This window comes from Variovorax sp. TBS-050B (genome assembly GCF_029893635.1).
GTDB lineage: Bacteria > Pseudomonadota > Gammaproteobacteria > Burkholderiales > Burkholderiaceae_C > Variovorax.
Map to the genome: position 1 here is coordinate 258490 of NZ_JARXYR010000002.1, position 19728 is coordinate 278217.

Annotated in this window: 22 protein-coding genes and 2 pseudogenes; 11 read left to right on the forward strand and 13 right to left on the reverse strand. The window is 69.4% G+C overall.

The window, feature by feature from the left end; genetic code table 11:
* Nucleotides 1–46: 46 nt before the first annotated feature.
* The 5 genes from M2165_RS04045 (at nucleotide 47) to M2165_RS04065 (ending at nucleotide 4472) form a co-directional block, all read left to right on the forward strand.
* Nucleotides 47–1045, forward strand: coding sequence for a TRAP transporter substrate-binding protein (locus M2165_RS04045; RefSeq protein WP_280813399.1), 999 nt, complete (start codon nucleotides 47–49; stop codon nucleotides 1043–1045).
* A gap of 160 nt (nucleotides 1046–1205) precedes the next feature.
* Nucleotides 1206–2240: an ABC transporter substrate-binding protein gene (locus M2165_RS04050; RefSeq protein ID WP_280813400.1), complete on the forward strand. Its 1035-nt coding sequence runs from the start codon at nucleotides 1206–1208 to the stop codon at nucleotides 2238–2240.
* Between the two features lie 11 nt (nucleotides 2241–2251).
* The gene (locus tag M2165_RS04055; protein WP_280813401.1) at nucleotides 2252–3097 is read left to right on the forward strand and encodes an ABC transporter ATP-binding protein; all 846 of its coding nucleotides are present in this window, start codon (nucleotides 2252–2254) and stop codon (nucleotides 3095–3097) included.
* 9 nt (nucleotides 3098–3106) lie between these two features.
* A complete protein-coding gene (locus tag M2165_RS04060) occupies nucleotides 3107–3874 on the forward strand; it encodes an ABC transporter permease (protein WP_280813402.1) in 768 nt (255 codons plus the stop codon).
* A 121-nt stretch (nucleotides 3875–3995) separates the two neighbouring features.
* Entirely contained in the window at nucleotides 3996–4472 is a 477-nt protein-coding gene (locus tag M2165_RS04065) for a nucleoside deaminase (protein ID WP_280813403.1), read from the forward strand.
* Here M2165_RS04065 and M2165_RS04070 read toward each other — a convergent pair.
* Together M2165_RS04070 and M2165_RS04075 are read right to left on the reverse strand one after the other, a co-directional pair.
* Nucleotides 4469–4966, reverse strand: coding sequence for a DUF2938 domain-containing protein (locus M2165_RS04070; RefSeq protein ID WP_280813404.1), 498 nt, complete (start codon nucleotides 4964–4966; stop codon nucleotides 4469–4471). The two genes, M2165_RS04065 and M2165_RS04070, sit on opposite strands and share 4 nt — an antisense overlap.
* Complete coding sequence (locus M2165_RS04075) at nucleotides 4959–5840, reverse strand: class I SAM-dependent methyltransferase (RefSeq protein WP_280813405.1); 882 nt, start codon at nucleotides 5838–5840, stop codon at nucleotides 4959–4961. Before M2165_RS04075 ends, M2165_RS04070 begins: the two co-directional genes overlap by 8 nt.
* Before the next feature lie 75 nt (nucleotides 5841–5915).
* Between M2165_RS04075 and M2165_RS04080 the strand changes: the two are divergent.
* Nucleotides 5916–6360, forward strand: a pseudogene (locus M2165_RS04080) (helix-turn-helix domain-containing protein).
* Nucleotides 6361–6394: 34 nt separating this feature from the next.
* Here the strand turns inward: M2165_RS04080 and M2165_RS04085 are convergent.
* The 3 genes from M2165_RS04085 to M2165_RS04095 all read right to left on the reverse strand — a co-directional run bounded on the left by M2165_RS04085 (nucleotide 6395) and on the right by M2165_RS04095 (nucleotide 8510).
* Nucleotides 6395–6625 (reverse strand): oxidoreductase-like domain-containing protein, encoded by a 231-nt coding sequence (locus M2165_RS04085; RefSeq protein WP_280813406.1) that lies wholly within the window; start codon nucleotides 6623–6625, stop codon nucleotides 6395–6397.
* A gap of 40 nt (nucleotides 6626–6665) precedes the next feature.
* Nucleotides 6666–7562, reverse strand: coding sequence for a lipid A hydroxylase LpxO (gene lpxO, locus M2165_RS04090; protein ID WP_280813407.1), 897 nt, complete (start codon nucleotides 7560–7562; stop codon nucleotides 6666–6668).
* A 72-nt stretch (nucleotides 7563–7634) separates the two neighbouring features.
* Nucleotides 7635–8510, reverse strand: coding sequence for an NAD(P)-binding domain-containing protein (locus M2165_RS04095; RefSeq protein ID WP_280813408.1), 876 nt, complete (start codon nucleotides 8508–8510; stop codon nucleotides 7635–7637).
* Between the two features lie 117 nt (nucleotides 8511–8627).
* Here M2165_RS04095 and M2165_RS04100 point away from each other — a divergent pair, with 117 nt between their 5' ends.
* Nucleotides 8628–8981 carry a helix-turn-helix domain-containing protein gene (locus tag M2165_RS04100; RefSeq protein ID WP_280813409.1) on the forward strand — a complete coding sequence of 118 codons (354 nt, stop codon included), beginning with the start codon at nucleotides 8628–8630 and terminating at the stop codon, nucleotides 8979–8981.
* On the opposite strand, the gene M2165_RS04105 is transcribed toward M2165_RS04100, so the two are convergent.
* Together M2165_RS04105 and M2165_RS04110 are read right to left on the reverse strand one after the other, a co-directional pair.
* On the reverse strand, nucleotides 8978–9379 hold the full coding sequence (locus tag M2165_RS04105) for an OsmC family protein (RefSeq protein WP_280813410.1): 402 nt from the start codon (nucleotides 9377–9379) through the stop codon (nucleotides 8978–8980). The genes M2165_RS04100 and M2165_RS04105 overlap by 4 nt on opposite strands.
* A gap of 61 nt (nucleotides 9380–9440) precedes the next feature.
* Complete coding sequence (locus M2165_RS04110; RefSeq protein ID WP_280813411.1) at nucleotides 9441–9908, reverse strand: winged helix-turn-helix transcriptional regulator; 468 nt, start codon at nucleotides 9906–9908, stop codon at nucleotides 9441–9443.
* 128 nt (nucleotides 9909–10036) lie between these two features.
* Here M2165_RS04110 and M2165_RS04115 point away from each other — a divergent pair, with 128 nt between their 5' ends.
* Nucleotides 10037–11338 carry a D-amino acid dehydrogenase gene (locus tag M2165_RS04115; RefSeq protein WP_280813412.1) on the forward strand — a complete coding sequence of 434 codons (1302 nt, stop codon included), beginning with the start codon at nucleotides 10037–10039 and terminating at the stop codon, nucleotides 11336–11338.
* Nucleotides 11339–11476: 138 nt separating this feature from the next.
* Here the strand turns inward: M2165_RS04115 and M2165_RS04120 are convergent, their stop codons facing one another.
* Entirely contained in the window at nucleotides 11477–12535 is a 1059-nt protein-coding gene (locus M2165_RS04120) for a Rieske 2Fe-2S domain-containing protein (protein WP_280813413.1), read from the reverse strand.
* A gap of 284 nt (nucleotides 12536–12819) precedes the next feature.
* Here M2165_RS04120 and M2165_RS04125 point away from each other — a divergent pair, with 284 nt between their 5' ends.
* From M2165_RS04125 to M2165_RS04135, 3 genes are read left to right on the forward strand one after another with little or no spacing between them, the layout of a single operon-like run.
* The gene (locus M2165_RS04125) at nucleotides 12820–13842 is read left to right on the forward strand and encodes an ABC transporter substrate-binding protein (RefSeq protein WP_280813414.1); all 1023 of its coding nucleotides are present in this window, start codon (nucleotides 12820–12822) and stop codon (nucleotides 13840–13842) included.
* 7 nt (nucleotides 13843–13849) lie between these two features.
* Nucleotides 13850–14374 (forward strand): nucleoside deaminase, encoded by a 525-nt coding sequence (locus M2165_RS04130; protein ID WP_280813415.1) that lies wholly within the window; start codon nucleotides 13850–13852, stop codon nucleotides 14372–14374.
* A 25-nt stretch (nucleotides 14375–14399) separates the two neighbouring features.
* On the forward strand, nucleotides 14400–15230 hold the full coding sequence (locus tag M2165_RS04135; protein ID WP_280813416.1) for an urease accessory protein UreD: 831 nt from the start codon (nucleotides 14400–14402) through the stop codon (nucleotides 15228–15230).
* A gap of 3 nt (nucleotides 15231–15233) precedes the next feature.
* Here M2165_RS04135 and M2165_RS04140 read toward each other — a convergent pair whose 3' ends face one another.
* From M2165_RS04140 to M2165_RS04160, 5 genes and pseudogenes are all read right to left on the reverse strand, one after another.
* Complete coding sequence (locus M2165_RS04140; RefSeq protein ID WP_280813417.1) at nucleotides 15234–16070, reverse strand: alpha/beta fold hydrolase; 837 nt, start codon at nucleotides 16068–16070, stop codon at nucleotides 15234–15236.
* Between the two features lie 44 nt (nucleotides 16071–16114).
* On the reverse strand, nucleotides 16115–16462 hold the full coding sequence (locus M2165_RS04145) for a DUF1161 domain-containing protein (RefSeq protein ID WP_280813418.1): 348 nt from the start codon (nucleotides 16460–16462) through the stop codon (nucleotides 16115–16117).
* Between the two features lie 120 nt (nucleotides 16463–16582).
* Complete coding sequence (locus M2165_RS04150) at nucleotides 16583–17002, reverse strand: sel1 repeat family protein (RefSeq protein ID WP_280813419.1); 420 nt, start codon at nucleotides 17000–17002, stop codon at nucleotides 16583–16585.
* A 119-nt stretch (nucleotides 17003–17121) separates the two neighbouring features.
* Nucleotides 17122–19265, reverse strand: a pseudogene (locus M2165_RS04155) (TonB-dependent siderophore receptor).
* A gap of 250 nt (nucleotides 19266–19515) precedes the next feature.
* Nucleotides 19516–19722: a YbdD/YjiX family protein gene (locus tag M2165_RS04160; RefSeq protein WP_280813420.1), complete on the reverse strand. Its 207-nt coding sequence runs from the start codon at nucleotides 19720–19722 to the stop codon at nucleotides 19516–19518.
* Nucleotides 19723–19728 lie beyond the last annotated feature (6 nt).

Genomic DNA, 19728 nt, shown 5'->3' on the forward strand with positions numbered 1-19728 from the left:
CGGCGCGTCCGGTCCCCCGTTCTTTCACTCGACCCCGGAGTCACGCATGTCCCTCACCCGCCGCCACTTCGTCCAGGCCGCCGCCGGCGCCGCCGCCGCATCGACCGCGCTCTTCGGTACCGTCTCGCGCGCCGCCGCCGCGAAGGACTTCCGCCTCGGCCTGATCACGCCGGCCGGCCATTCGTGGAACCGCGCCGCCGTGAGCTTCGGCGAGGCGCTCAAGAAGGCCACCGACGGCCGGCTCGGCGCCACGGTGTTCCATTCGGGCCAGCTCGGCAACGAGTCCGCGATGATGCAGCAGCTGCAGTCGGGCGCGCTGGACATGGGCTGGATCCAGGCCGCCGAGCTCGGCTCGCGCGTGGCGAGCGTGGCGGCGATCAACGCGCCCTACCTCGTGCGCTCGACCACCAACGTGGCCTCGCTGGTGCGCACGCCCGCGGCGCTCAAGCTGCTCGAGGTGCTGCCGCGCGAGACCGGCACCATCGGCCTGGGCTGGGGCATCACCGGCATGCGGGTGGTGTTCTCCACCAAGCCGATCGGGACGCCCACCGACCTCAAGGGCATGAAGCTGCGCATCAACCCGACGCCGGTGTACCGCGACTTCTACCAGCTGCTCGGCGCGGCGCCCACGCCCATTCCCACGCCCGCGGTGTTCGACGCGATGTCCAACGGCCAGGTCGACGGGCTCGAGGCCGACATCGAGTTCTCGTGGAACCAGCGCTTCGACCGCGTCGCGAAGACGATGCTGCCGATGAACGCGCTCTTCATGCCTTTCGCCCCGCTGGTGTCGGGCCGCATCTGGCAGACGCTCGACGCCAAGGACAAGGCACTGGTGACCGATCTCGTGAAGCAGTCGCTCGACGCCCAGATCCGCGACATCGTGACCACCGAGCTCGGCCTGATCGACAAGTTCAAGGCAAGCGGCCTCGCGATCAGGAGCGATGCGGGCTACGACCCCGCGCCGGTGATCGCGGCCTTCGACAAGATCTGGCTGCCGAAGGCGCCGCAGATCGCCGAACTGCGCAGGATCGGCGCGGCACTCTGAGCCCGGGGCCGGCGCGCCCCACGCTGGTTCATTTCGCGCGCGTGTTCACGACAACGGTGCATCGCCGCACCGCAAGCGGGGCCGCGGGAGGGTTCGCACCAATCGCGTGCGGGCACCGTTTTTGCTTGAATGCCGAAGCATTCACATCCACGGATTCCGCATGAACAAGCGCCAACTGCTCCAGTCCTTCCTCGCCGCCTCGGCCCTCAGCTTCGGCCTTTCCTCGGCCCTGGCCCAGACCACGACGCCGATCAAGTTCCAGCTCGACTGGCGCTTCGAAGGGCCGGCCGCGCTGTTCCTGCATCCCGCAGCCAAGGGCTACTTCAAGGCGGCGGGGCTCGACGTCACGATCGACGCGGGCAACGGCTCGGGCGGCACGGTCACGCGCGTGGCCTCGGGCGCCTACGACATGGGCTTTGCCGACCTCGCGGCGCTGATGGAGTTCCACGCCAACAACCCCGACAGCCCGAACAAGCCGGTCGCGGTGATGATGGTCTACAACAACACGCCGGCCTCGGTGATGACGCTCAAGAAGAGCGGCATCACGAAACCCGGCGACCTCACGGGCAAGAAGCTCGGCGCCCCGGTGTTCGACGCGGGCCGCCGCGCCTTCCCGATCTTCGCCAAGGCCAACAACATCGGCAGCGTCAACTGGACCGCGATGGACCCGACGCTGCGCGAGACCATGCTGATCCGCGGCGACATCGACGCGATCACCGGCTTCACCTTCACCTCGCTGCTGAACCTCGAAGCGCGCGGCGCCAAGGCCGCCGACGTGGTGATCCTCCCCTACCCCGACTACGGCGTGAAGCTCTACGGCAACGTGATCATCGCCTCGCCCAAGCTCATCAAGGAGAACCCCGAGGCGGTGAAGAAATTCCTCTCCGCCTTCGCGAAGGGCGCCCGGGAGGTCATCGCGAACCCGGCTGCGGCGATCGAATCGGTCAAGGCGCGCGACGGCATCATCGACAGCAAGCTCGAGACGCGCCGGCTGCAACTGGCCATCGACACGGTGATCAACAGCGCCGACGCGCGCGCCGACGGCTTCGGCGCGGCCAACGCGGGCCGCATGTCGCTCATGGCCTCGCAGGTGTCGGACGCCTTCAACACCAAGACCCGCGTGAGCCCCGATGCGGTGTGGACGGCCGCGCTGCTGCCGCCCGCGGCTGAACTGAGCGGAATCCTGCGCAAGTGATGCAGGCCGCCTTGACGAACAACGACGCGGCCGCCGCCCCCTTCGTCGATTTCCAGGACGTCTGGCTCGCCTACAACGAGGAGCTGCTGCGCGCCAACCACTTCGCGGTCGAGGCCATCGACCTGCAGGTGCGGCGCGGCGAGTTCATCGCGATCGTCGGCCCGTCGGGCTGCGGCAAGTCGACCTTCATGAAGCTCACGACCGGGCTGCGCATGCCGTCGATGGGCCGCATCCGCATCGACGGCCAGCCGGTGAACGGGCCGCTCAAGATCTCCGGCATGGCGTTCCAGGCGCCTTCGCTGCTGCCGTGGCGCACCACGGTCGACAACGTGCTGCTGCCGCTGGAGATCGTCGAGCCCTACCGCTCCAGCTTCAAGGCGAAGCGCAAGGAATACGAGGAGCGCGCCCGCCGCCTGCTGCAGAAGGTGGGCCTCGGCGGCTACGAGGACAAGTTTCCGTGGCAGCTCTCGGGCGGCATGCAGCAGCGCGCGAGCATCTGCCGCGCGCTGATCCACGAGCCCAAGATGCTGCTGCTCGACGAGCCCTTCGGCGCGCTCGACGCCTTCACGCGCGAGGAGCTCTGGTGCATCCTGCGCGACCTCTGGACCGAGCAGCAGTTCAACGTGATCCTGGTCACGCACGACCTGCGCGAATCGGTGTTCCTCGCCGACACGGTCTACGTGATGAGCAAGAGCCCCGGCCGCTTCGTGGTGAAGCGCGAAATCGAGCTGCCGCGCCCGCGCGAGCTCGAGCTCACCTACACCAAGGAATTCACCGACATCGTGCTCGAGCTGCGCAGCCACATCGGCGCGATCCGCGGCAATGCGGCGGGCGCCCCGGCGGCCGCGGCGCACTGAGGAACGGCCATGAAGAACAGCAAGCAACTCGAACGCTGGTCGCCCTGGCTGCTGCTCGTGGCGGTGATCCTGCTGTGGCAGGTGATCTGCGCGGGCTTCGGCGTGTCGGACTTCATCTTCCCGAGCCCGCTGCGCATCTGGGAGCAGTTCTGGGAGTTCAAGGCCATCATCGCGGGCCATGCCTGGCGCACCTTCTGGGTCACGATGGCGGGCTTCGGCCTCGCGATCGTGGTGGGCGTGCTGCTCGGCTTCGTGATCGGCAGCTCGCGGCTCGCCTATGCGGCCATCTATCCGCTGATGACGGCCTTCAACGCGCTGCCCAAGGCGGCCTTCGTGCCGATCCTGGTCGTGTGGTTCGGCATCGGCATCGGGCCCGCGATCCTCACCGCCTTCCTGATCAGCTTCTTCCCGATCATGGTCAACATCGCGACCGGCCTCGCGACGCTCGAGCCCGAGCTGGAGGACGTGCTGCGCGTGCTCGGCGCCAAGCGCTGGGACGTGCTGATGAAGATCGGCCTGCCGCGCTCCATGCCCTACTTCTTCGGCTCGCTCAAGGTGGCGATCACGCTGGCCTTCGTCGGCACCACGGTGAGCGAGATGACCGCGGCCAACGAAGGCATCGGCTACCTGCTGATCTCCGCCGGCTCGGCGATGCAGATGGGTCTGGCCTTCGCGGGCCTGATGGTGGTGGGCGCGATGGCGATGCTGATGTACGAGCTCTTCAGCTTGGTCGAGAAGCACACCACCGGCTGGGCGCACCGGGGTTCGCAGGCGTGAGCATGAGGCACTTCCCCAGGCTTCGCGCACTTCGTGTCGCTTCGCCCACCCCCTCGCCGGGGGCAACACCGCGGAACCGGCAAAGCCGGTTCCGCGGTGTTTCGCGCACGGGATGCACTGCATGACGCCGGCGCAGGTGATCCGGGCGCTGCGGCGGGCCGACGAAGTGGCGCGCCGCGCGATGGCGATGGGCCGGCATCCTTTCGGCGCGGTGCTGGTCGCGCCCGATGGCGAGACCATCCTCGCCGAGCAGGGCAACATCGACACCGTGCAGCATGCCGAGGCCACGCTCGCGCGGCACGCGGCGCAGAACTGGCCCGCCGACTACCTCTGGCAGTGCACGCTCGTGACCACCTTCGAGCCCTGCGCGATGTGCGCGGGCACGAGCTACTGGGCCAACATCGGCCGCGTCGTCTACGGCGCCGAGGAGAGCGCGCTGCTCGCGCTCACGGGCGACCATCCCGAGAACCCCACGCTGAGCCTGCCCTGCCGCGAGGTGTTCGCGCGCGGGCAGAAGAAGATCGAGGTGATCGGGCCGGTGCCCGAGGTGGCCGACGAGATGATCGCCACGCACCGGGGCTTCTGGGAAAGCCGCTAGGGCCAGCCGCGCGTGAGCCAGGCCGCCGCATAGAGCCCCAGCCCGAACACGCCGTGCGTCGCGAGGCTCTGCAGCCGCGCGGCGGCCGGGCGCGGCGTGCGGCGCGCGGCGATGCCCGCGCCCAGGGCCGGCTGCATCACCAGGAAAGGCACGGCCACGCTGCCGATGCCGAGCGCGAGCGCCGGCCAGAGCGTGGGGCTGCGCGCCCAGCCGGGGCCGGCGAGCGCGAGCAGCACCGCCGCGAAGCCGATGCCGGTCGCATAGTGCACCGCCCAGCCCAACGCCCGCTCGCCGCGCACCGGCGCCGAGGCGGCGATCGGATCGTGCATGAAGCGCCCGCGCGTCATGTGGCCGACCCAGCGCCCGACCAGCGCGTAGTCGAGCGAAGGCCTCCCGAACAGCCGCTTGCGCGCGAGCGTCCAGCCGTCCATGACGAGCGTCGCACCGGCGCCGATCAGCAGCGCCCGCCATGCGAATTCGATCGCTTCAGACATGGACGGCCCTCCTTGCCGCGGGCGGCGCCGACCGGGCGCGTGCCTCCACCAGCCAGCATGCCGCCGTGAAGCGCACCTCGCCGCCCTGCACGTAGGGCTCGAAGGCGGCGCGCACGCGCTCGACCACGCGCGCGCGCAGCGGCGCATCGGCCTGCGCGAGCGCGATCCCGACGGGGCCGAGCCGCTGCAGGTACGGCAGCAGGCCGGACTCGGGCATGGCGCAGGCGAACTCGACCGGCTGCACCTCGATGCCGGTCCAGCCGCTGTCCTCGAGGATCGCGGCCACGCGGTTGCGCTCGGCGAAGGCGAACTGCCCCGGCGCACCGGGCCGGCGCGGCGGCAGGTCCGGCAGCAGCGGTGCCGCGGCCCTTTCCGCGGTGGTCATGAACGGGTTCTCGGCCGCGCCGCGCCACGCGACGAAGCGCAGCACGGCGCCCGCCTTCGCGGCGCGCCGCAGGTTGGCGAAGGCAGCGACCGGGTCGGCGAAGAACATCACGCCGAGGCGCGAGACGATGGTGTCGAACGCCGCCGTCTCGAACGCATGGACCTGCGCATCGGCCTCGACGAAGCCGGCTGCGAGGCGCGCGCGTTCGGCGCGCATGCGGGCCGCCGCGATCATCGGCTGCGAGATGTCGATGCCCGTGCAGCGCCCGGCGGCGCCGAGCCGGCGCGCGACGGCCAGCGTCACAGCGCCGGTGCCGCAGCCCACGTCGAGCACACGTGCGGCCGCGCCTTCGGGCACGGCTTCGACGAGCGGTGCCGCGAGCGGCTCGAACAGATGGTCGAGCAGTTCCTGCGTATCGACCCAGGCGCGGCCCGCGGGGCCGTTCCAGAGCCGCGCCTGCTCGTCGCCGGTGTCGGGAATGTCGTTCATGGCTTGGTCCTTTCTCTTGCTTTGGTCAAGCGGAAGCGGCACTATGCAAGCTCAAGTCAACTTGAGGTCAAGAGGGTGACGAGACATCTGGACATCACCGAGGTGGCGCAGCGCTCCGGCCTGACCGCGTCGGCCCTGCGCTACTACGACGAGAAGGGGCTGATCGCCTCCCACCGGCCGGCGGGGCCTGCGCCGGCTGTTCGACGAGCGCGTGCTCGAGCGGCTGGCGCTGATCGCGCTGGGCCGCGCGGCCGGCTTCTCGCTCGACGAGATCGCCGCGATGTTCGCGGCCGACGGCCGGCCCGACATCGACCGCCGGATGCTCACGGCCAAGGCGGACGAGATCGACCGGACGATCCGCGGCCTGACCGCGATGCGCGACGGCCTGCGCCATGCGGCCGTGTGCCCCGCGCCGAGCCACATGGAATGCCCGACCTTCCGCCGCATCCTGGGCGCGGCGGCGTCGGGTGCCATCGGCGGCGGGCGGCGCCGGAAGGTGCCGGCGCCATACCGGACCTGAGCACGAACCGCTGGCTCCCGTGCGGGAGGCGTGGTCAGCCCTGCGGCAGCACCAGCGAGGCCTCGTCGCGCCAGTAGGCGACGGCGGCGAGCCAGCCCTCCCACACGCAGCCGTTGCAGCCGCGGCCGCAGCAGGTGGTGGGCGGCGGCGGCGGTGCGCGCATGGCAAGCTCATGCGCCGCCAGGAGCGCCTGGATGCGCCCGATCAGCGCCTCGGCGCTGGCCAGGTCCGTCGGTGCGACGAGGTCTCGGTCGGAAAGCGGCATGGCATGGCGTCCCGCGGCCGGCGGGCCGCGTCGGCAGCGGCTACCAGAAGATCCAGAGCGCCAGCCCGCCGAAGATCGCCCACTTCACGAGGTAGTACACCCGCTTGTCCCAGGCCTTGAGCCGCTTGCCCTGCACGCGGATCTGGTAGATGTACTTGAAGGCGCGATTCAGGCCGCCGGTCTTGTCGCCCGCGTCGTTGGGCGATGCGGCCGCAGCGAGCAGGTTCTTCGCGAACCAGCGGTTCACCGCGCTGGCCCAGCGGTACTTGAGCGGACGCTCGATGTCGCAGAACAGGATCACGCGGTCGTGGTCGGTGGTGTTCTCGGCGTAGTGGATGTAGGTCTCGTCGAACACCACGGCCTCGCCGTCGCGCCAGTGGTAGCGCTGGCCGTCCACGTCGATGTAGCAGCCTTCGACGCCCGGCGTCCACAGGCCCAGGTGGTAGCGCAGCGAACCGGCAAAGGGATCGCGGTGGCGCACGAGGCGGCTGCCCGGCGGCAGCTCGGCGAACATCGCGGCCTTGATGGTGCCGATGCCCTTGAGCAGCTCGGTGGTGCGGGGGCACAGCACGGCGGCCGAGGGATGCGCATCGTCATACCACTTGAGGTAGAAGCGCTTCCAGCCGCTCTTGAAGAAGGAGTTGAAGCCGACGTCGTTGAACTGGTTCGAGGCCTTGATGCTGCCGCCGTTGCGCATCGCGAGCGCTTCTTCGCGGATGACTTCCCAGTTCTCCTCGAGCACGCGCATCTCCGGGAACTGCGCCGGCGACAGGTACGGCGTGCCCGGCACCTTGGAGAACATGTACATGAACACGTTCAGCGGCGCGAGGAAGGTCGAATGGTCCGACAGCTGCCGGAAGAAGCGGTGCCGGACCTGGCCGCGGAAGTGAACGTAGAGAGCGCTGAGCGCGAAGATGGCGAGGATGACCCACTTCATCGGTGTGAATGTGTGCTGTAGGCAGCCCGATAGTGTAGTTCTTCATGCTTTTTCGGGCGGCCGGGCGCCTTTTCAGGCGCCGCGCAGCAACTTGATCAGCGCCGCGATCTCCTCGCCGCCGAGCCCGGCCGCGTCCGCACGCCGGAAAAGACCCGCCGCGAAGGCCGGGAACTCGGTGTCGATGCCGGCCTGCCGCGCGGTGTCGAGGATGCGCTGCGTGGCCTCGACGGAAATGCGCATCGGGCTTTGCGAGATCGCGAAATCGCCCGACTGGATCACGCGCGCCTCGTGCTGCAGGAAGCCGCCGAAGGTCGGCATGATCCCGGCCACGATGCGGCCGAACTCCGCCACGTCGAAGCCCTCGTGCTCCGCCACGCGCGCGCCGTGCATGAAGCCGAGCAGCGTGCCGTAGATGGTCGACAGCGTCGCGAGGTCCATGGCGGCCGCAGCGCCCGCCTCCGCGCCCAGGTAGACGGTGCCGCCGCCGAGCACGCCGAGCAGCGGCTCGGCCGCGCGAAACACGGCCTCGGCACCGGACATCAGGATCGGCGTGTCGGGCTGGCCCATCTGGTCGGGCGCGGCCTGGATCGCACCCTCGAGGTAGCGCGCACCGTGGCGCTTCGCCCAGGCGTCGGCATCGCGCGCGTCCTGCGGGCTGCCGGTGGTGAGCTGCACCAGGAGCCGGCCGTCCATGGCGGCGGCGACGCCTTCCATGGCCAGGATCGCGTCGGCCGCGCGGTAGTCGTACACGCACATCAGCACCCCCGGGCTCGCGCGCACGGCGTCGGCCGCGCTGCGCGCGAGGGTGGCGCCGCGCGCGACGAGCGGCTCCGCCTTGTCGGCACTGCGGTTCCAGACCGTGACCTGGTAGCCCTGGTCGAGATAGAGGCGTGCGATGGTGCTGCCCATGGAGCCCAGCCCCAGCACGGTGATCTGCCTGTCGTTCATGTCGGTTCGCCCGGATGTTGTTGAGAAGGCCTGCATCCTCGAAGCTGGCTCTCCAACGGTCAAGTACCTACAATAAAGTGAGGTACTTACCAAAACATCAGTATTGGAGCGAACGGCATGGCATCGAAGAAGCCCTACGTCTGCGGCATCGGGCCCGCGTTCGAGGTGATCGGCGGCAAGTGGAAGGCGCTGATCCTCTGGGAGCTGCACCTGCAGCCGCGCCGCTTCGGCGAGCTCCGGCGGCTGCTGCCGGGTATCAGCGAGAAGATGCTGATCCAGCAGCTGCGCGAGCTCGAGACCGACGGCATCGTCGCGCGCGAGGTGTTCCGCGAGGTGCCGCCGCGCGTGGAGTATTCGGAGACGAAGCTCGGCGCCACGCTCAATGCGGCGCTCGGTCCGCTCGCGGACTGGGGCGACCGCTACGCGAAGCGCGTGGAAGCGGCGCGCAAGGCGGCGCAGGCCTCGGCCTAATCGGCCCAGCCGGTGCTGATCTCGGTCTTCACCTCGGTCATGAGCTTGTGCACCGGGCACTTGCCGGCCACCCGCATCAGCTCGTCGCGCTGCGCCTCGCTGAGCGCGCCGGTCACGCGCAGCTTGGTGTCGAGGCGGTAGGTGCCCTTGCGCTCCTCGCTGTCGTCGCGGTCGACCAGCACCTCGATGTCCTCCACCGGAATGCCCTTGCGGCGCGCGTAGATCAGCACCGTGAGCGCCTTGCAGGCCGCGAGCGAGGCGTCGTAGAGGTCGTGCGGCTGGGGGCCGTCGTCGTTGCCGCCGCCTGCGGGCGAGGCATCGACGGCGATCTCGTGGTTGCGGATCTTGAGGATGTGGCGCGTGCCGGTGGTGCCGTCGCGGCGGATCGAGATGCTCATGGTGCGGTTCGCGGGTGGTGGATCACGCCGCCGATCGTAGCCGCGGGGCGCGCGCCGGCGCTCAGCGATCCGTCGCGAGCACCAGCGTCTCCTTGATCTCCTCCATCACCACGTAGCTGTGCGACTCCGCCGCCACCGGCAGCTTCTTGAGGATGTCGCCGAGCAGATGCCGGTATTCGCTCATGCCGCTCAGGCGCGCCTTCACGAGGTAGTCGAAGCTGCCCGAGACGAGGTGGCATTCGAGCACCTCGGGCATGTGCAGCAGTTCCTTGCGCACCTTGTCGAACACGTCGCCCGACTTGGCCGAGAGCTTGATCTCGACGAACACCAGCAGCGTCTTGCCGAGCGCCTCGGGCGCGACGTGCGCGTGGTAGCCGGTGATGACGCCCTCGCGCTCCATGCGCTTCACGCGCTCGGCGCAGGGCGAGGCCGAGAGGCCGATGCGCTCCGCGAGTTCGGTCATGGCGATGCGGCCCTGGCGCTGCAGCACGTCGAGGATCTTGCGGTCGATGCGGTCGAGTTCGGGCATTTCACTTCGCGCGCGGTCCGGCGCGGCTCCTGGCAGCGGTTTTCACCGCGGAAGGCTTTATTTCGGTGGAATCCACTGCATTCTGACCCGTAAATTCAGCGTATTCACCTTCATTCTGGTAAATACCCATGAAAGTCCTCGTTCTCGGCGGCGGCGTGATCGGCACCACGACGGCCTACTACCTCGCGCGCTCCGGTGCCGAAGTGACGCTGCTCGACCGGCAGCCCGGTCCGGCCGAGGAAACCAGCTTCGGCAACGCGGGCCAGGTGTCGCCGGGCTACTCGACGCCGTGGGCCGCGCCTGGCATTCCGCTCAAGGCGCTGAAGTGGATGTTCCAGAAGCATGCGCCGCTGTCGATCCGCCCCGACGGCACGCTGTTCCAGCTGCGCTGGATGGCCGCGATGCTGCGCAACTGCTCGCCCGAGCGCTATGCGGTCAACAAGGAACGCATGATGCGCGTGGCCGAGTACAGCCGCCGCTGCCTGCAGCAGTTGCGTGCCGACACCGGGCTGCAGTACGAGCACCGCACCGGCGGCACGCTGCAGCTCTTCCGCACGCAGGCCCAGCTCGACGCGGTGCAGCGCGACATCGCGGTGCTCGAGGAATGCGGCGTGCCCTACGAACTGCTCGACCGCGATGCCCTGGCCCGCGTCGAGCCCGCGCTCGCGGGCGCGCGCGACCGGCTCGCGGGCGGCCTGCGGCTGCCGAACGACGAAACCGGCGACTGCCACCTGTTCACGCGCGGCCTGGCCGAGATCGCGCGCGGCCTGGGCGTGGACTTCCGCTTCGGCCAGGCGGTCGAGGCGCTCGAGACCGTGGGCGACCGCATCACCGGCGTGCGCACCACGACTGGCAAGATCCTCACGGCCGACCGCTACGTGATGGCCTTCGGCAGCTACTCGCGCGCGGCCGTCGCCGCGCTCGGCCTCGACATTCCGGTGTACCCGGTCAAGGGCTATTCGCTGACCGTGCCGCTGGTCGACGAATCGCTGGCGCCGCAGTCGACGGTGCTCGACGAGACCTACAAGGTGGCCGTGACGCGCTTCGACAACCGCATCCGCGTGGGCGGCATGGCCGAGCTCGGCGGCTTCGACCTGAGCCTCAATCCGCAGCGCCGCGCCACGCTCGAGAAAGTGGTGAGCGACCTGTTCCCGGGCGGCGACCTGCCGCGCGCGAGCTTCTGGACCGGCCTGCGCCCGATGACGCCCGACAGCACGCCGATCATCGGCGCCACGCGCCATGCGAACCTGTTCCTCAACACCGGCCACGGCACCCTGGGCTGGACCATGGCCTGCGGCTCGGGCAAGCTGATCGCCGACATCGTGACGGGGCAGCGCCCGGAGATCCGCACCGATGGGCTGGCGATGGATCGCTACGAGGCGCAGTCCACGCGCTTGCGTGGCGGGCGCCCTGCTGCTGCGACGGCCTGAGAAAGCGGGGGCAGAACGCAGAGGTCGCGAAGGTTCCGCAAAAGTCGCTAAGAAATCCAGAAGATTTTTCGAGGTCTTCTTCTGCGACCTCTGCGAGACTTTTGTCTTCCTTCTGCGTTCGGCTGCCCGCTCCCGCCTTCAAGCAGCTTCCATCCCGCGATACACCTCCGCCTCCCCGTGCCGCGCAAGCAGCTGCATCAGGTGCTTGCGGATCAGCATGCCCGGCCGGTCCGAGTCCATCGAGTACTCCACGCCGCGGCGGCGCGTGTCGACCACCGCGTCGGGGTCGGTCGATTCGAGGATGTCCTTGTCCTCGCGCGTGATCTCCTCGTCGAAGTCGATCAGCATCCGGGCCGCGCAATCGGCCTCGGTGTCGTTGCGGAACAGCCATTGGCACAGCTGCATGCGCGTGTCGTCGATCGGCGTGAAGCAGTTGATGATGATGTGGCGCACGCCGCTCGGGTATTCGATGTCGAGCCGGCGTGAGAACGGCATGAAGTAGGCGTTGCGCATGTGGCGCGTGGTGATCGGATCGGTCACGCCGCTGATCGCGTGGAACTTCACCGGATTCGTCGCCTCGATGACCGTCTCGGCGTGGAAGCCGTTCGCGTTCTCCACCAGTTCGTACCGGCTCGGCTTCGGGCTCGCGGCCACGCCGAAGGTGGCGCGGTGCACGAAGCTGAAGTGCGAGTTGTCGAACGAGTTCTCGAGCGCGCGCAGCGGGCTGGTCTGCCACTCCTCGTAGAACTGGAAGATGGTGCGGTAGGCCGGATCGTCGAACTCCGGGATCTCGGGGATGTCGGCGATCGGTTCCTCCAGCGCCACCCAGGCGTAGCCGTAGCGCGCCGTGCAGCGGTAGGCGGTGGTGCGGTAGTCGGGCGAGATCGGCCGGTCGGGCTCGTACTGCGGAATGCGGATCACCTGGCCGCTGCGGTCGTAGGTCCAGCCGTGGTAGCCGCACTGGATCGCGCCCTGGCCGCAGGCGCGGCCCTCGGCATTCACGCACCAGCCCTTCGAGAGCTTCGCGGTGCGGTGGCAGCAGCGGTCGCGCAGCGCGGCGGGCTGGCCCTCGGCATCGAGGAAGAGGACGATGTCTTCGCCGAGCAGCTTGAAAGGTCGTGGGCCATCGGCAAGCGCGGTGAGCGGCATGACGGCATGCCAGAACTTGCGGAAGACGGGTTGTCGGGTGACGAGCATGCGGGAACTCCTTCTGTGGCGCGTGGGGGTACGAACGAACCTGAAAGAGCAATTTCCCGCCGCAAGGGCTGAACGCTTCTACTCTGCGCCGCCTGCCATGCAAGTTGCGCGCCCGCATTGTGCCGCAGCGGTCGCACGCTGGCATGCGTCGTGCATGAACCGCCGCAAGAGTAGAAGCGTTCAGCAGCGCACGCACCACGATCGTGCGCCCGCCCGGAAATTGCTCTTGAGGCACCTCCCGCCACCGCAGGAGGGATCAAGACCCATGACCCCGAGGCCCCACGATGCAACGCCGCTTCTTCCTTGCCGCCGCAGCCACCCTCGCCGCCCCCGCCGTGCTCGCGCAGGGCGGCCCCCGGCTCACCCCGCTCAAGTTCACGCTCGACTTCCGCATCAATGGCCAGACCGCGCCCTTCTTCCTCGCGCAGGCCAGGGGCTACTACCGCGACGAGGGCCTCGACGTCGCCATCGACACCGGCGCGGGTTCGGTCGCCTCGATCACGCGCATCGCGAGCGGCGTGTACCAGATGGGCCTGGGCGACATCAGTTCGCTGGTCGAATTCAACGCACAGAATCCGGGCACGCCGATGGTGCAGGCGGTCTACCAGTACTACAACCGCGCACCGTTCGTGATCATCGGCCGCAGGGACCGCGGCATCACGGGCGACTTCAAGAGCCTCGCGGGCAAGAAGGTGGCCGCGGCCGCCGTCGAGTCGACCCGGCGCGCATGGCCGATGGTGGCGCGCAAGCAGGGCATGCGCGCCGATGCCTTCCAGTGGCAGACCACCGACTTCAGCGCACGCGACAACGTGATGGTGCGCGGCGACGTCGATGCGGCGACCTACTTCCACGATTCGGCGATCTCGCTCTTCGCGCGCATGAAGGCCGACGATCTCTCGGTGCTGCGCTATGCCGATGCCGGCGTCAACCTCTACGGCAACGCGATCCTCGCGAGCAGCAACCTCGTGGCGCAGAATCCCGCGCTGGTGGCCGCCTTCCTGCGCGCCACCAACCGCGCGATCGTCGAGACCTTCGCCGACCCGGGCCCCAGCATTGCCGCGATGCGCCAGCGCGAACCCATCCTGGACGAGAAGATCGAACGCGAGCGCTGGAGCGTCACGGCGCAGTACGTGGGCGCCGCCGACACGCGCGGCCACGGCCTGGGCGACATCCGCAAGCTCACGCTGGAGCAGCAGGTCGACGAGGTCGTCGACGTATTCGGCCTCAAGGTCAAGCCCGCGTCCGACGCGATCTTCAATTCGTCGATGCTGCCATCGCGCAACGAACGCAACCTTCCCAAGGCATGAACCCGGCATGAATTTCAGCAGCAACAGTTCCACCACCCTTCCCGAGGAAAGCACGCTCGACGAACGCGACGAGCGCTACCTGCGCAAGGCCATCGTCTGGTCGCATGCGGCGCGGCGCCGCGGCAACCGGCCCTTCGGCTCGGTGATCGTCTCGGCCGAGGGCGAGGTGCTCGCCGAGGCCGCCAACAGCAACCACGAGACCGGCGACTGCACTGCGCACGCCGAGGTCAACGCGCTGCGCGCGCTCGCGGGCCGCGGCCTCACGCGCGAGGCGCTCGCGGGCGCCACCCTCTACGCCTCGGGCGAGCCCTGCGTGATGTGCGCGGGCGCGATCTTCTGGTCGAACATCGGCCGCGTGGTGTTCGGCATCGACGCGGAGCGGCTGCGCGTGTTCCGCGGCGAGCGGCAGGACCAGCGCGACGCCGAACTGTCGTGCCGCGACGTGTTCCGCGCCTCCCCGCATCCGATCGAATGCATCGGCCCCGCGCTGCTGGACGAGGCCGCCGCCGCGCACGATGGTGCCTGGAAGTAGCATGGCGGGCGCATAGACTCGCCCGATGCCCTGGCACGCCCATCTCCATCTCGACTACCGACGGGAAGCCGCGCGCACCGTCGCGCGCTTCCGCCACGACGGGCCGCTGCGCATCCTGCAGAGCCTCTATCCCGAAGGCGATGCGGTCTGCCACAACGTGCTCGTGCATCCGCCCGGCGGTCTCGTGGGCGGCGACACGCTGGAGATCGCGATCGAGGCCGCGGACGGCAGCCACGGCCTCGTCACCACGCCCGGCGCCTCGCGCTTCTACCGATCCGAAGGCGAGCTGGCGCTGCAGCGCACGCACATCCGGCTCGCGCGCGGCGCCCGGCTCGAATGGCTGCCGCTCGAAGCCATCTGCTACAGCGGCTGCCATGCCGAGAACCGCCTCGTGATCGAGGCCGCGCCCGGCGCCGAGCTGATCGGCTGGGACGTCACGGCCCTGGGCCTGCCTAATGCCCAGCAGCCCTTCGAGCGCGGCAGCTACCTGCAGCACATCGAGGTGCCCGGCGTGTGGCTCGAACGCGGCCGCATCGACGCGGCCGACCAGCGGCTGCTGCAGAGTCCGCTGGGCTTCGGCGGCCACCGGTGCATCGCTTCGCTGTTTTTCGTCGCGGGCACGCCGGCCGAGCGCGCACGGCGCGAGGCGCTGCTCGCGCTCGCGCGCGAGGCCATCGATGCGCACGGCCTCGCGCAGAGCGCGGGCGCGACCAGCCCGCATGCCGAGATCGTGCTGCTGCGCGTGCTCGCGCCCGTGGTCGAGCCGGCGATGCAGCTGCTGCGTCAGGTGTGGCAGGCGTGGCGTGCCGAGCTCTGGCGGCTGCCCCCGAGCACCCCGCGCATTTGGTCCACCTGAGCGCTACGCGGCCTTGGGCTCGGGGATGATGGCGGTCAATGCGAAGTCCACCAGGTGCAGCCAGGTGGACTCCATCCGCATGATGCTGTGATGGTCGGAGCCCGGCACGGTCTGCACGCAGATCGGCGTGGGCCAGGCGGCGATGAGCTTGTCGGAACGCTCGGGCAGCACGACGTCGTCGCGCTCGGCCAGCAGCACCTGCGTCTTGGCCGCCACTTCCTTGCAGTGCGCGAGCGAATTGAAGCGGTTGCGCAGCAGCAGCGAGAGCGGCACCAGCGGAAAGCGCCGCTTCGCCACCTCGAGGATCGAATCGTAGGGCGTGACCAGTTGCAGGCTCGCGAAGTCCTGCCGCGCCACCAGCTGGATCGCAACCCCGGTGCCGAGGCTGCGCCCCACCACGTGCAGCCGGGCGAGCGGAAAGGCCTTGCGCAGGTGGCTGGCGAACTGCGCCGCATCGGCCACGGAGGCGATCTCCGAGGGATGCCCTTCGGAATCGGCCACGCCGCGGTAGTTGACCGCCGCGAAGCCGAAGCCCTCGGGCAGCCAGTGCAGCGCCTGCGCGGTGGCGCGCACGTCCTCGCCGCGGCCCGCGAAGTAGATGAACAGGTCGCGCAGCGCTTCTTCGCCCTGCGGGTGGTAGACGTAGCCGCGGACCATGCCGCCCGGCACGGTGTGCGAATAGGTGGAGAAGTCGTCCGACAGATGGACCACCGGCAGCCTGCGCGCGTCGAAGAGGATGTGTCCCTGCCGTGTGGCGAGCAGCGTCCAGTAGGCGGCGATGCCGCCGAGGGCCGCGGCCGAAGCCGAGAGTGCGATGCGAAATGCTTTGTTGCGGGACAAGTTCTGCTCCAGAAGATGCGGTGGCCGGATGCGCGACTGCGGGTCTATTTTCTGCAGTCGCCGCCGACGCTCACCGTCCCGTCCTTGCACTCGGTCAGGATGGGCTCGTCTTGCGCGGAAGCAGGTGCCGCCCGCGGCGCGGCCGCCGCATCGGATGCCGCGGCGCCATCGCGCTGGTAGACGATCTTCCGCGTGCCCAGGTCGCAGCTGCCGACCACCTGGCCGGCGGCCTGTGCATTGGCATCGACGGTGAGCACGGCGAAGCGCGCCACGCCGGCCGCGGCGATCTTCGACTCGATCTGGGCGCGCAGGGCTTCGCAGCCCTCCGCGGCGTGGACGGCGCCCGCGCAGGCGAGCGCGAGCACGAGAAAAATCGATCGGGGGTGGGTCATGGGGCTGCCTCTTCGCGAGGAATGTGAGCGCCGAGTCTAGCCCCCTCCCTTCCCGGCGCGCTGCCGGACACTTCCCCGCGCGGCTGCCGGAAACCGTCGGCTCCGGCAGCGGCGCCTTGCTCATTCGCAGGCGTTGAGGCCGGCGGGCGACTGGCGCAGCCGGTTGAGGAAAGTGAGCTGGACCCGGGCGGTGTCGCTGCCCTGCGATGCGGCGCGCAGCATCCAGCGGCGCGCCTCGCAGCGGTTCGCCTTCACGGCCGGCCCGTAGAGCGTCGGCCCGGCCAGCAGCACCATGCCGAGCATCTCCTGCGCCCCCGGATGGCCTTCGACGGCCGCCTGCCGCAGCTCGGCGAGCATGGCCGGGTAGTCGCGCGCGGCCTGCGCCTCGAGTGCGAGCTGGAAGCGCTGCTCGGCGTACAGCGTCGCCTCGCGCCCCGGCGGCTCCGCCACCGCGAGCGCCGCGGCGACGCACAGCACGGCCGAAAGAAGAATGCGCCAGCGCAGCGACCAGCTTGCGACCTGAGCGAGTTCGGATGCCATCGATGGACTCCACCATTCGTTACGATGGCATGCATCGTGGCAGCGGCAGAGCGTGCGAAGAAGCCGGATTTCGCGCAGGCAGGCTCAGCCCGCGCCTGAGCCCGGCGCCCGGTGCAGGCTCAGAACCTCGTGGTCAGCATCAGCTGCAGCTCGCGGCCCGGACCCGGCAGGATCAGGTTGTCGACGCTGCCGTGCGCGGAGACGTAGTGCTTGCGGTCGGCGATGTTCTTCAGGTTCAGCGACAGCTCGTAGCGCGCGGTCCTGTAGCTCGCGGCGAGGTCGGCCGTGAGGTACGAAGGCAGCGTGACGAGGTTGGTGAGCGAGGCATAGCGGGCGGCCACGTAGTTCATGCCGCCGCCCGCGCTGAAGCCGTGGCCCAGGTCCTTCATGAGCCACACGAAGGCCGAATGCCTGGGCGTGATCGCCGCCACCTTGCCCTGCACCGGGATCGCGGGGCCGACGGGCAATTGCTGCCCCTTCATCGTGGCGAGCGAGCGCACGATGCGTGCGTCCAGGTAGGCATAGCCCGCACTGACGTCCCAGCGCCCCGGCAACTTGCCCGCGAGCGCGAGCTCCATGCCGTTGGTGCGCTGGGTGCCCACGTTGATCTGCCGTGCGGGGTTGGCCGGGTCGGTGTTCCTGATGCCCGAGCGCTCCAGGTTGAAGACCGCCGCCGTGAGGTTGAGCGCGCGTCGAGGAAGTCGAGCTTGGCGCCGATCTCCTTGTTGACCGTGATCTCGGGCTCGCTGCCGGCGTTGCTCGCCGACAGTGCGAAGGTCTCGGCCGAGGGCTGGAACGAGCGGCTGTACGAGACGTAGTAGGACTGCGCATCGCCGGGCTGCCACACCAGCCCGGCGCGCGGGCTGAACTTGCGGTCGGTGCGCGATACCGTGTCGCCGTTGCGGTCGAGCACGGTGCGCTGGCCGAACACGTCGTAGCGCCCGCCGACGAGCGCCTTCCATTGCGGCGCCAACGTGATCTGGTTCTGCGCGTAGAGGGCCGCGGTCTCGAAGGTCGCGGTGCTCGCATTGCTGGGCCAGTAGTTCGCGAGCGGAATCGGCGCCGGTGCGGACACGGGGTTCAGGATGCTCACGCGCTCGTAGCCGGAGGGCGTCGACACCGAATGCGCGCCCTTCTGCTGCCGGCCGAACTCGGCGCCGACCAGCCACTCCTGCTTCAGGCCGCCGAGCTCGTTGCGCCATGTCAGGTCGGTCTGGTTGAACCAGCCGCTTTCGTCGCGTTCGATGAAGCCGCGCGTGCGGCCCACGGTCAAGCGCACCGGGTCGGTGGTGCCGCTGGGCAGGGTGTTGTGGCGATCGAGCGCGTAGCGGTAGTAGCGCGAGGTGTTGCGCAGGCTCAGCGCATCGCTGAAGCGGTGGTCGAGCGTGGCGGTGAACGACTGCACCTTCGAGGTGGTGGTGTCGTCGCGCTTCGCGAAGGCCGAGCCGTAGTAGGTGCCGATCGGCACGTCGACCGGGCGGCCATTGAGCGCGGGAATGCCGAAGTCCGTGAGCCGCTGGTCGCGCGCGTTGGTGTACTGCAGCAGCAGGTCGGTCTGCGGGCTGAACTTGAACGCGAGCGAAGGCGCGACGTTGTAGCGGTCGACGAACTGCTGGTCGCGGTAGCTGCCCGACTTCTCGCGCGCGAGGTTGAGGCGGAAGGCCATGTTCTCGCCCACGGGCGTGTTGAGGTCCGCCGTGAGTCGCCTGAAGTCGTGGCTGCCGAGGCCCAGCGAGGCTTCGCCGGCCTGGCGGCCGAACACCGGCTTCTTGGTCACGCGGTTGACGAGGCCGCCCGACGAGCCGCGGCCGTACAGCACGGCCGCCGGCCCCTTGAGCACTTCGACGCGCTCCGTGTCCGACAGGTCGCGGAAGTAGAGCGCATCGTCGCGCACGCCGTCCACGAACCAGTCCGCAATGGCGGTGAAGCCGCGGATCACCACCTGGTCGCGCTGGCCGTCGCCGTGGCTGAACGACACGCCGGGCGCATTGCGCAGCGCATCCTGCATCGAGGTGGCGCCCTGGTCGCGCAGCAGCTGCGCGGGCAGCACGTTCACCGCCTGCGGCACGTCGCGCAGCGGCGCGCTGCCCTTGGTGGCGGTGCTGCCGACCGCGGGCGCGTAGCCGGCCTCCTGCTCGGAGGTGACGGTGATTTCCTTGAGCGTGGCGGCCTCCTGGGCCTGTGCACTGCAGTGCAGCACCGCCAGGACGGCAAGACAAAGCGAATGGCGGCGCAGATGCGGCGCGCGCGAACGAACGGACATGATTTTCTCCCTGAACATTGACGAGGCGCGCGAAGCGACATGCCGTCCGCATCGGTGGATGCGGAACGCATGTGCCCTGCCTGGAAAGTTCTGGGTTGGGGGCCCTTGCGGTGCGCACACCGGCAACGTGCCGGGGGACTGCAAGGGGGTCGCATCGCGCGACGCGGCGGATTCTATAGACCGATGGGCCTGTTCAGTGGGTTCGGAGGTGGTCCGTTGACAAGCGTGACCAAAAGGGGCGCGCAGGCCGCTAGCAGCAGCGCCCCTTGCCCGCCCCGTAGCGCGCTTCGAGCCGCTCGCGGAAGAACTGCTCGTAGCTCATCGGCGCCTGCCCGGGATGCGTGGCCGCCATGTGGCTCAGGTAGGCGTCGTAGTCGGGCAGGCCCACCATGAGCCGCAGCGACTGCTTGAGCGAGCGGGCGAAGTAGCGCCCGGCTTCGGGCAGTGCGAGCCCCATGGCGCC

What these genes read in the sequence shown, in the direction of transcription:
- M2165_RS04125 (WP_280813414.1), top strand. Translation starts at nt 12,820, where the DNA reads ATGCAACGCCGCTTCTTCCTTGCCGCCGCAGCCACCCTCGCCGCCCCC.
- M2165_RS04130 (WP_280813415.1), top strand. Translation starts at nt 13,850, where the DNA reads ATGAATTTCAGCAGCAACAGTTCCACCACCCTTCCCGAGGAAAGCACG.
- M2165_RS04120 (WP_280813413.1), bottom strand. Translation starts at nt 12,535, where the DNA reads ATGCTCGTCACCCGACAACCCGTCTTCCGCAAGTTCTGGCATGCCGTC.
- M2165_RS04045 (WP_280813399.1), top strand. Translation starts at nt 47, where the DNA reads ATGTCCCTCACCCGCCGCCACTTCGTCCAGGCCGCCGCCGGCGCCGCC.
- M2165_RS04085 (WP_280813406.1), bottom strand. Translation starts at nt 6,625, where the DNA reads ATGCCGCTTTCCGACCGAGACCTCGTCGCACCGACGGACCTGGCCAGC.
- M2165_RS04060 (WP_280813402.1), top strand. Translation starts at nt 3,107, where the DNA reads ATGAAGAACAGCAAGCAACTCGAACGCTGGTCGCCCTGGCTGCTGCTC.
- M2165_RS04105 (WP_280813410.1), bottom strand. Translation starts at nt 9,379, where the DNA reads ATGAGCATCTCGATCCGCCGCGACGGCACCACCGGCACGCGCCACATC.
- M2165_RS04070 (WP_280813404.1), bottom strand. Translation starts at nt 4,966, where the DNA reads ATGTCTGAAGCGATCGAATTCGCATGGCGGGCGCTGCTGATCGGCGCC.
- M2165_RS04075 (WP_280813405.1), bottom strand. Translation starts at nt 5,840, where the DNA reads ATGAACGACATTCCCGACACCGGCGACGAGCAGGCGCGGCTCTGGAAC.
- M2165_RS04135 (WP_280813416.1), top strand. Translation starts at nt 14,400, where the DNA reads ATGCCCTGGCACGCCCATCTCCATCTCGACTACCGACGGGAAGCCGCG.
- M2165_RS04145 (WP_280813418.1), bottom strand. Translation starts at nt 16,462, where the DNA reads ATGACCCACCCCCGATCGATTTTTCTCGTGCTCGCGCTCGCCTGCGCG.
- M2165_RS04160 (WP_280813420.1), bottom strand. Translation starts at nt 19,722, where the DNA reads ATGGGGCTCGCACTGCCCGAAGCCGGGCGCTACTTCGCCCGCTCGCTC.
- M2165_RS04100 (WP_280813409.1), top strand. Translation starts at nt 8,628, where the DNA reads ATGGCATCGAAGAAGCCCTACGTCTGCGGCATCGGGCCCGCGTTCGAG.
- M2165_RS04050 (WP_280813400.1), top strand. Translation starts at nt 1,206, where the DNA reads ATGAACAAGCGCCAACTGCTCCAGTCCTTCCTCGCCGCCTCGGCCCTC.
- M2165_RS04150 (WP_280813419.1), bottom strand. Translation starts at nt 17,002, where the DNA reads ATGGCATCCGAACTCGCTCAGGTCGCAAGCTGGTCGCTGCGCTGGCGC.
- lpxO (WP_280813407.1), bottom strand. Translation starts at nt 7,562, where the DNA reads ATGAAGTGGGTCATCCTCGCCATCTTCGCGCTCAGCGCTCTCTACGTT.
- M2165_RS04095 (WP_280813408.1), bottom strand. Translation starts at nt 8,510, where the DNA reads ATGAACGACAGGCAGATCACCGTGCTGGGGCTGGGCTCCATGGGCAGC.
- M2165_RS04065 (WP_280813403.1), top strand. Translation starts at nt 3,996, where the DNA reads ATGACGCCGGCGCAGGTGATCCGGGCGCTGCGGCGGGCCGACGAAGTG.
- M2165_RS04110 (WP_280813411.1), bottom strand. Translation starts at nt 9,908, where the DNA reads ATGCCCGAACTCGACCGCATCGACCGCAAGATCCTCGACGTGCTGCAG.
- M2165_RS04115 (WP_280813412.1), top strand. Translation starts at nt 10,037, where the DNA reads ATGAAAGTCCTCGTTCTCGGCGGCGGCGTGATCGGCACCACGACGGCC.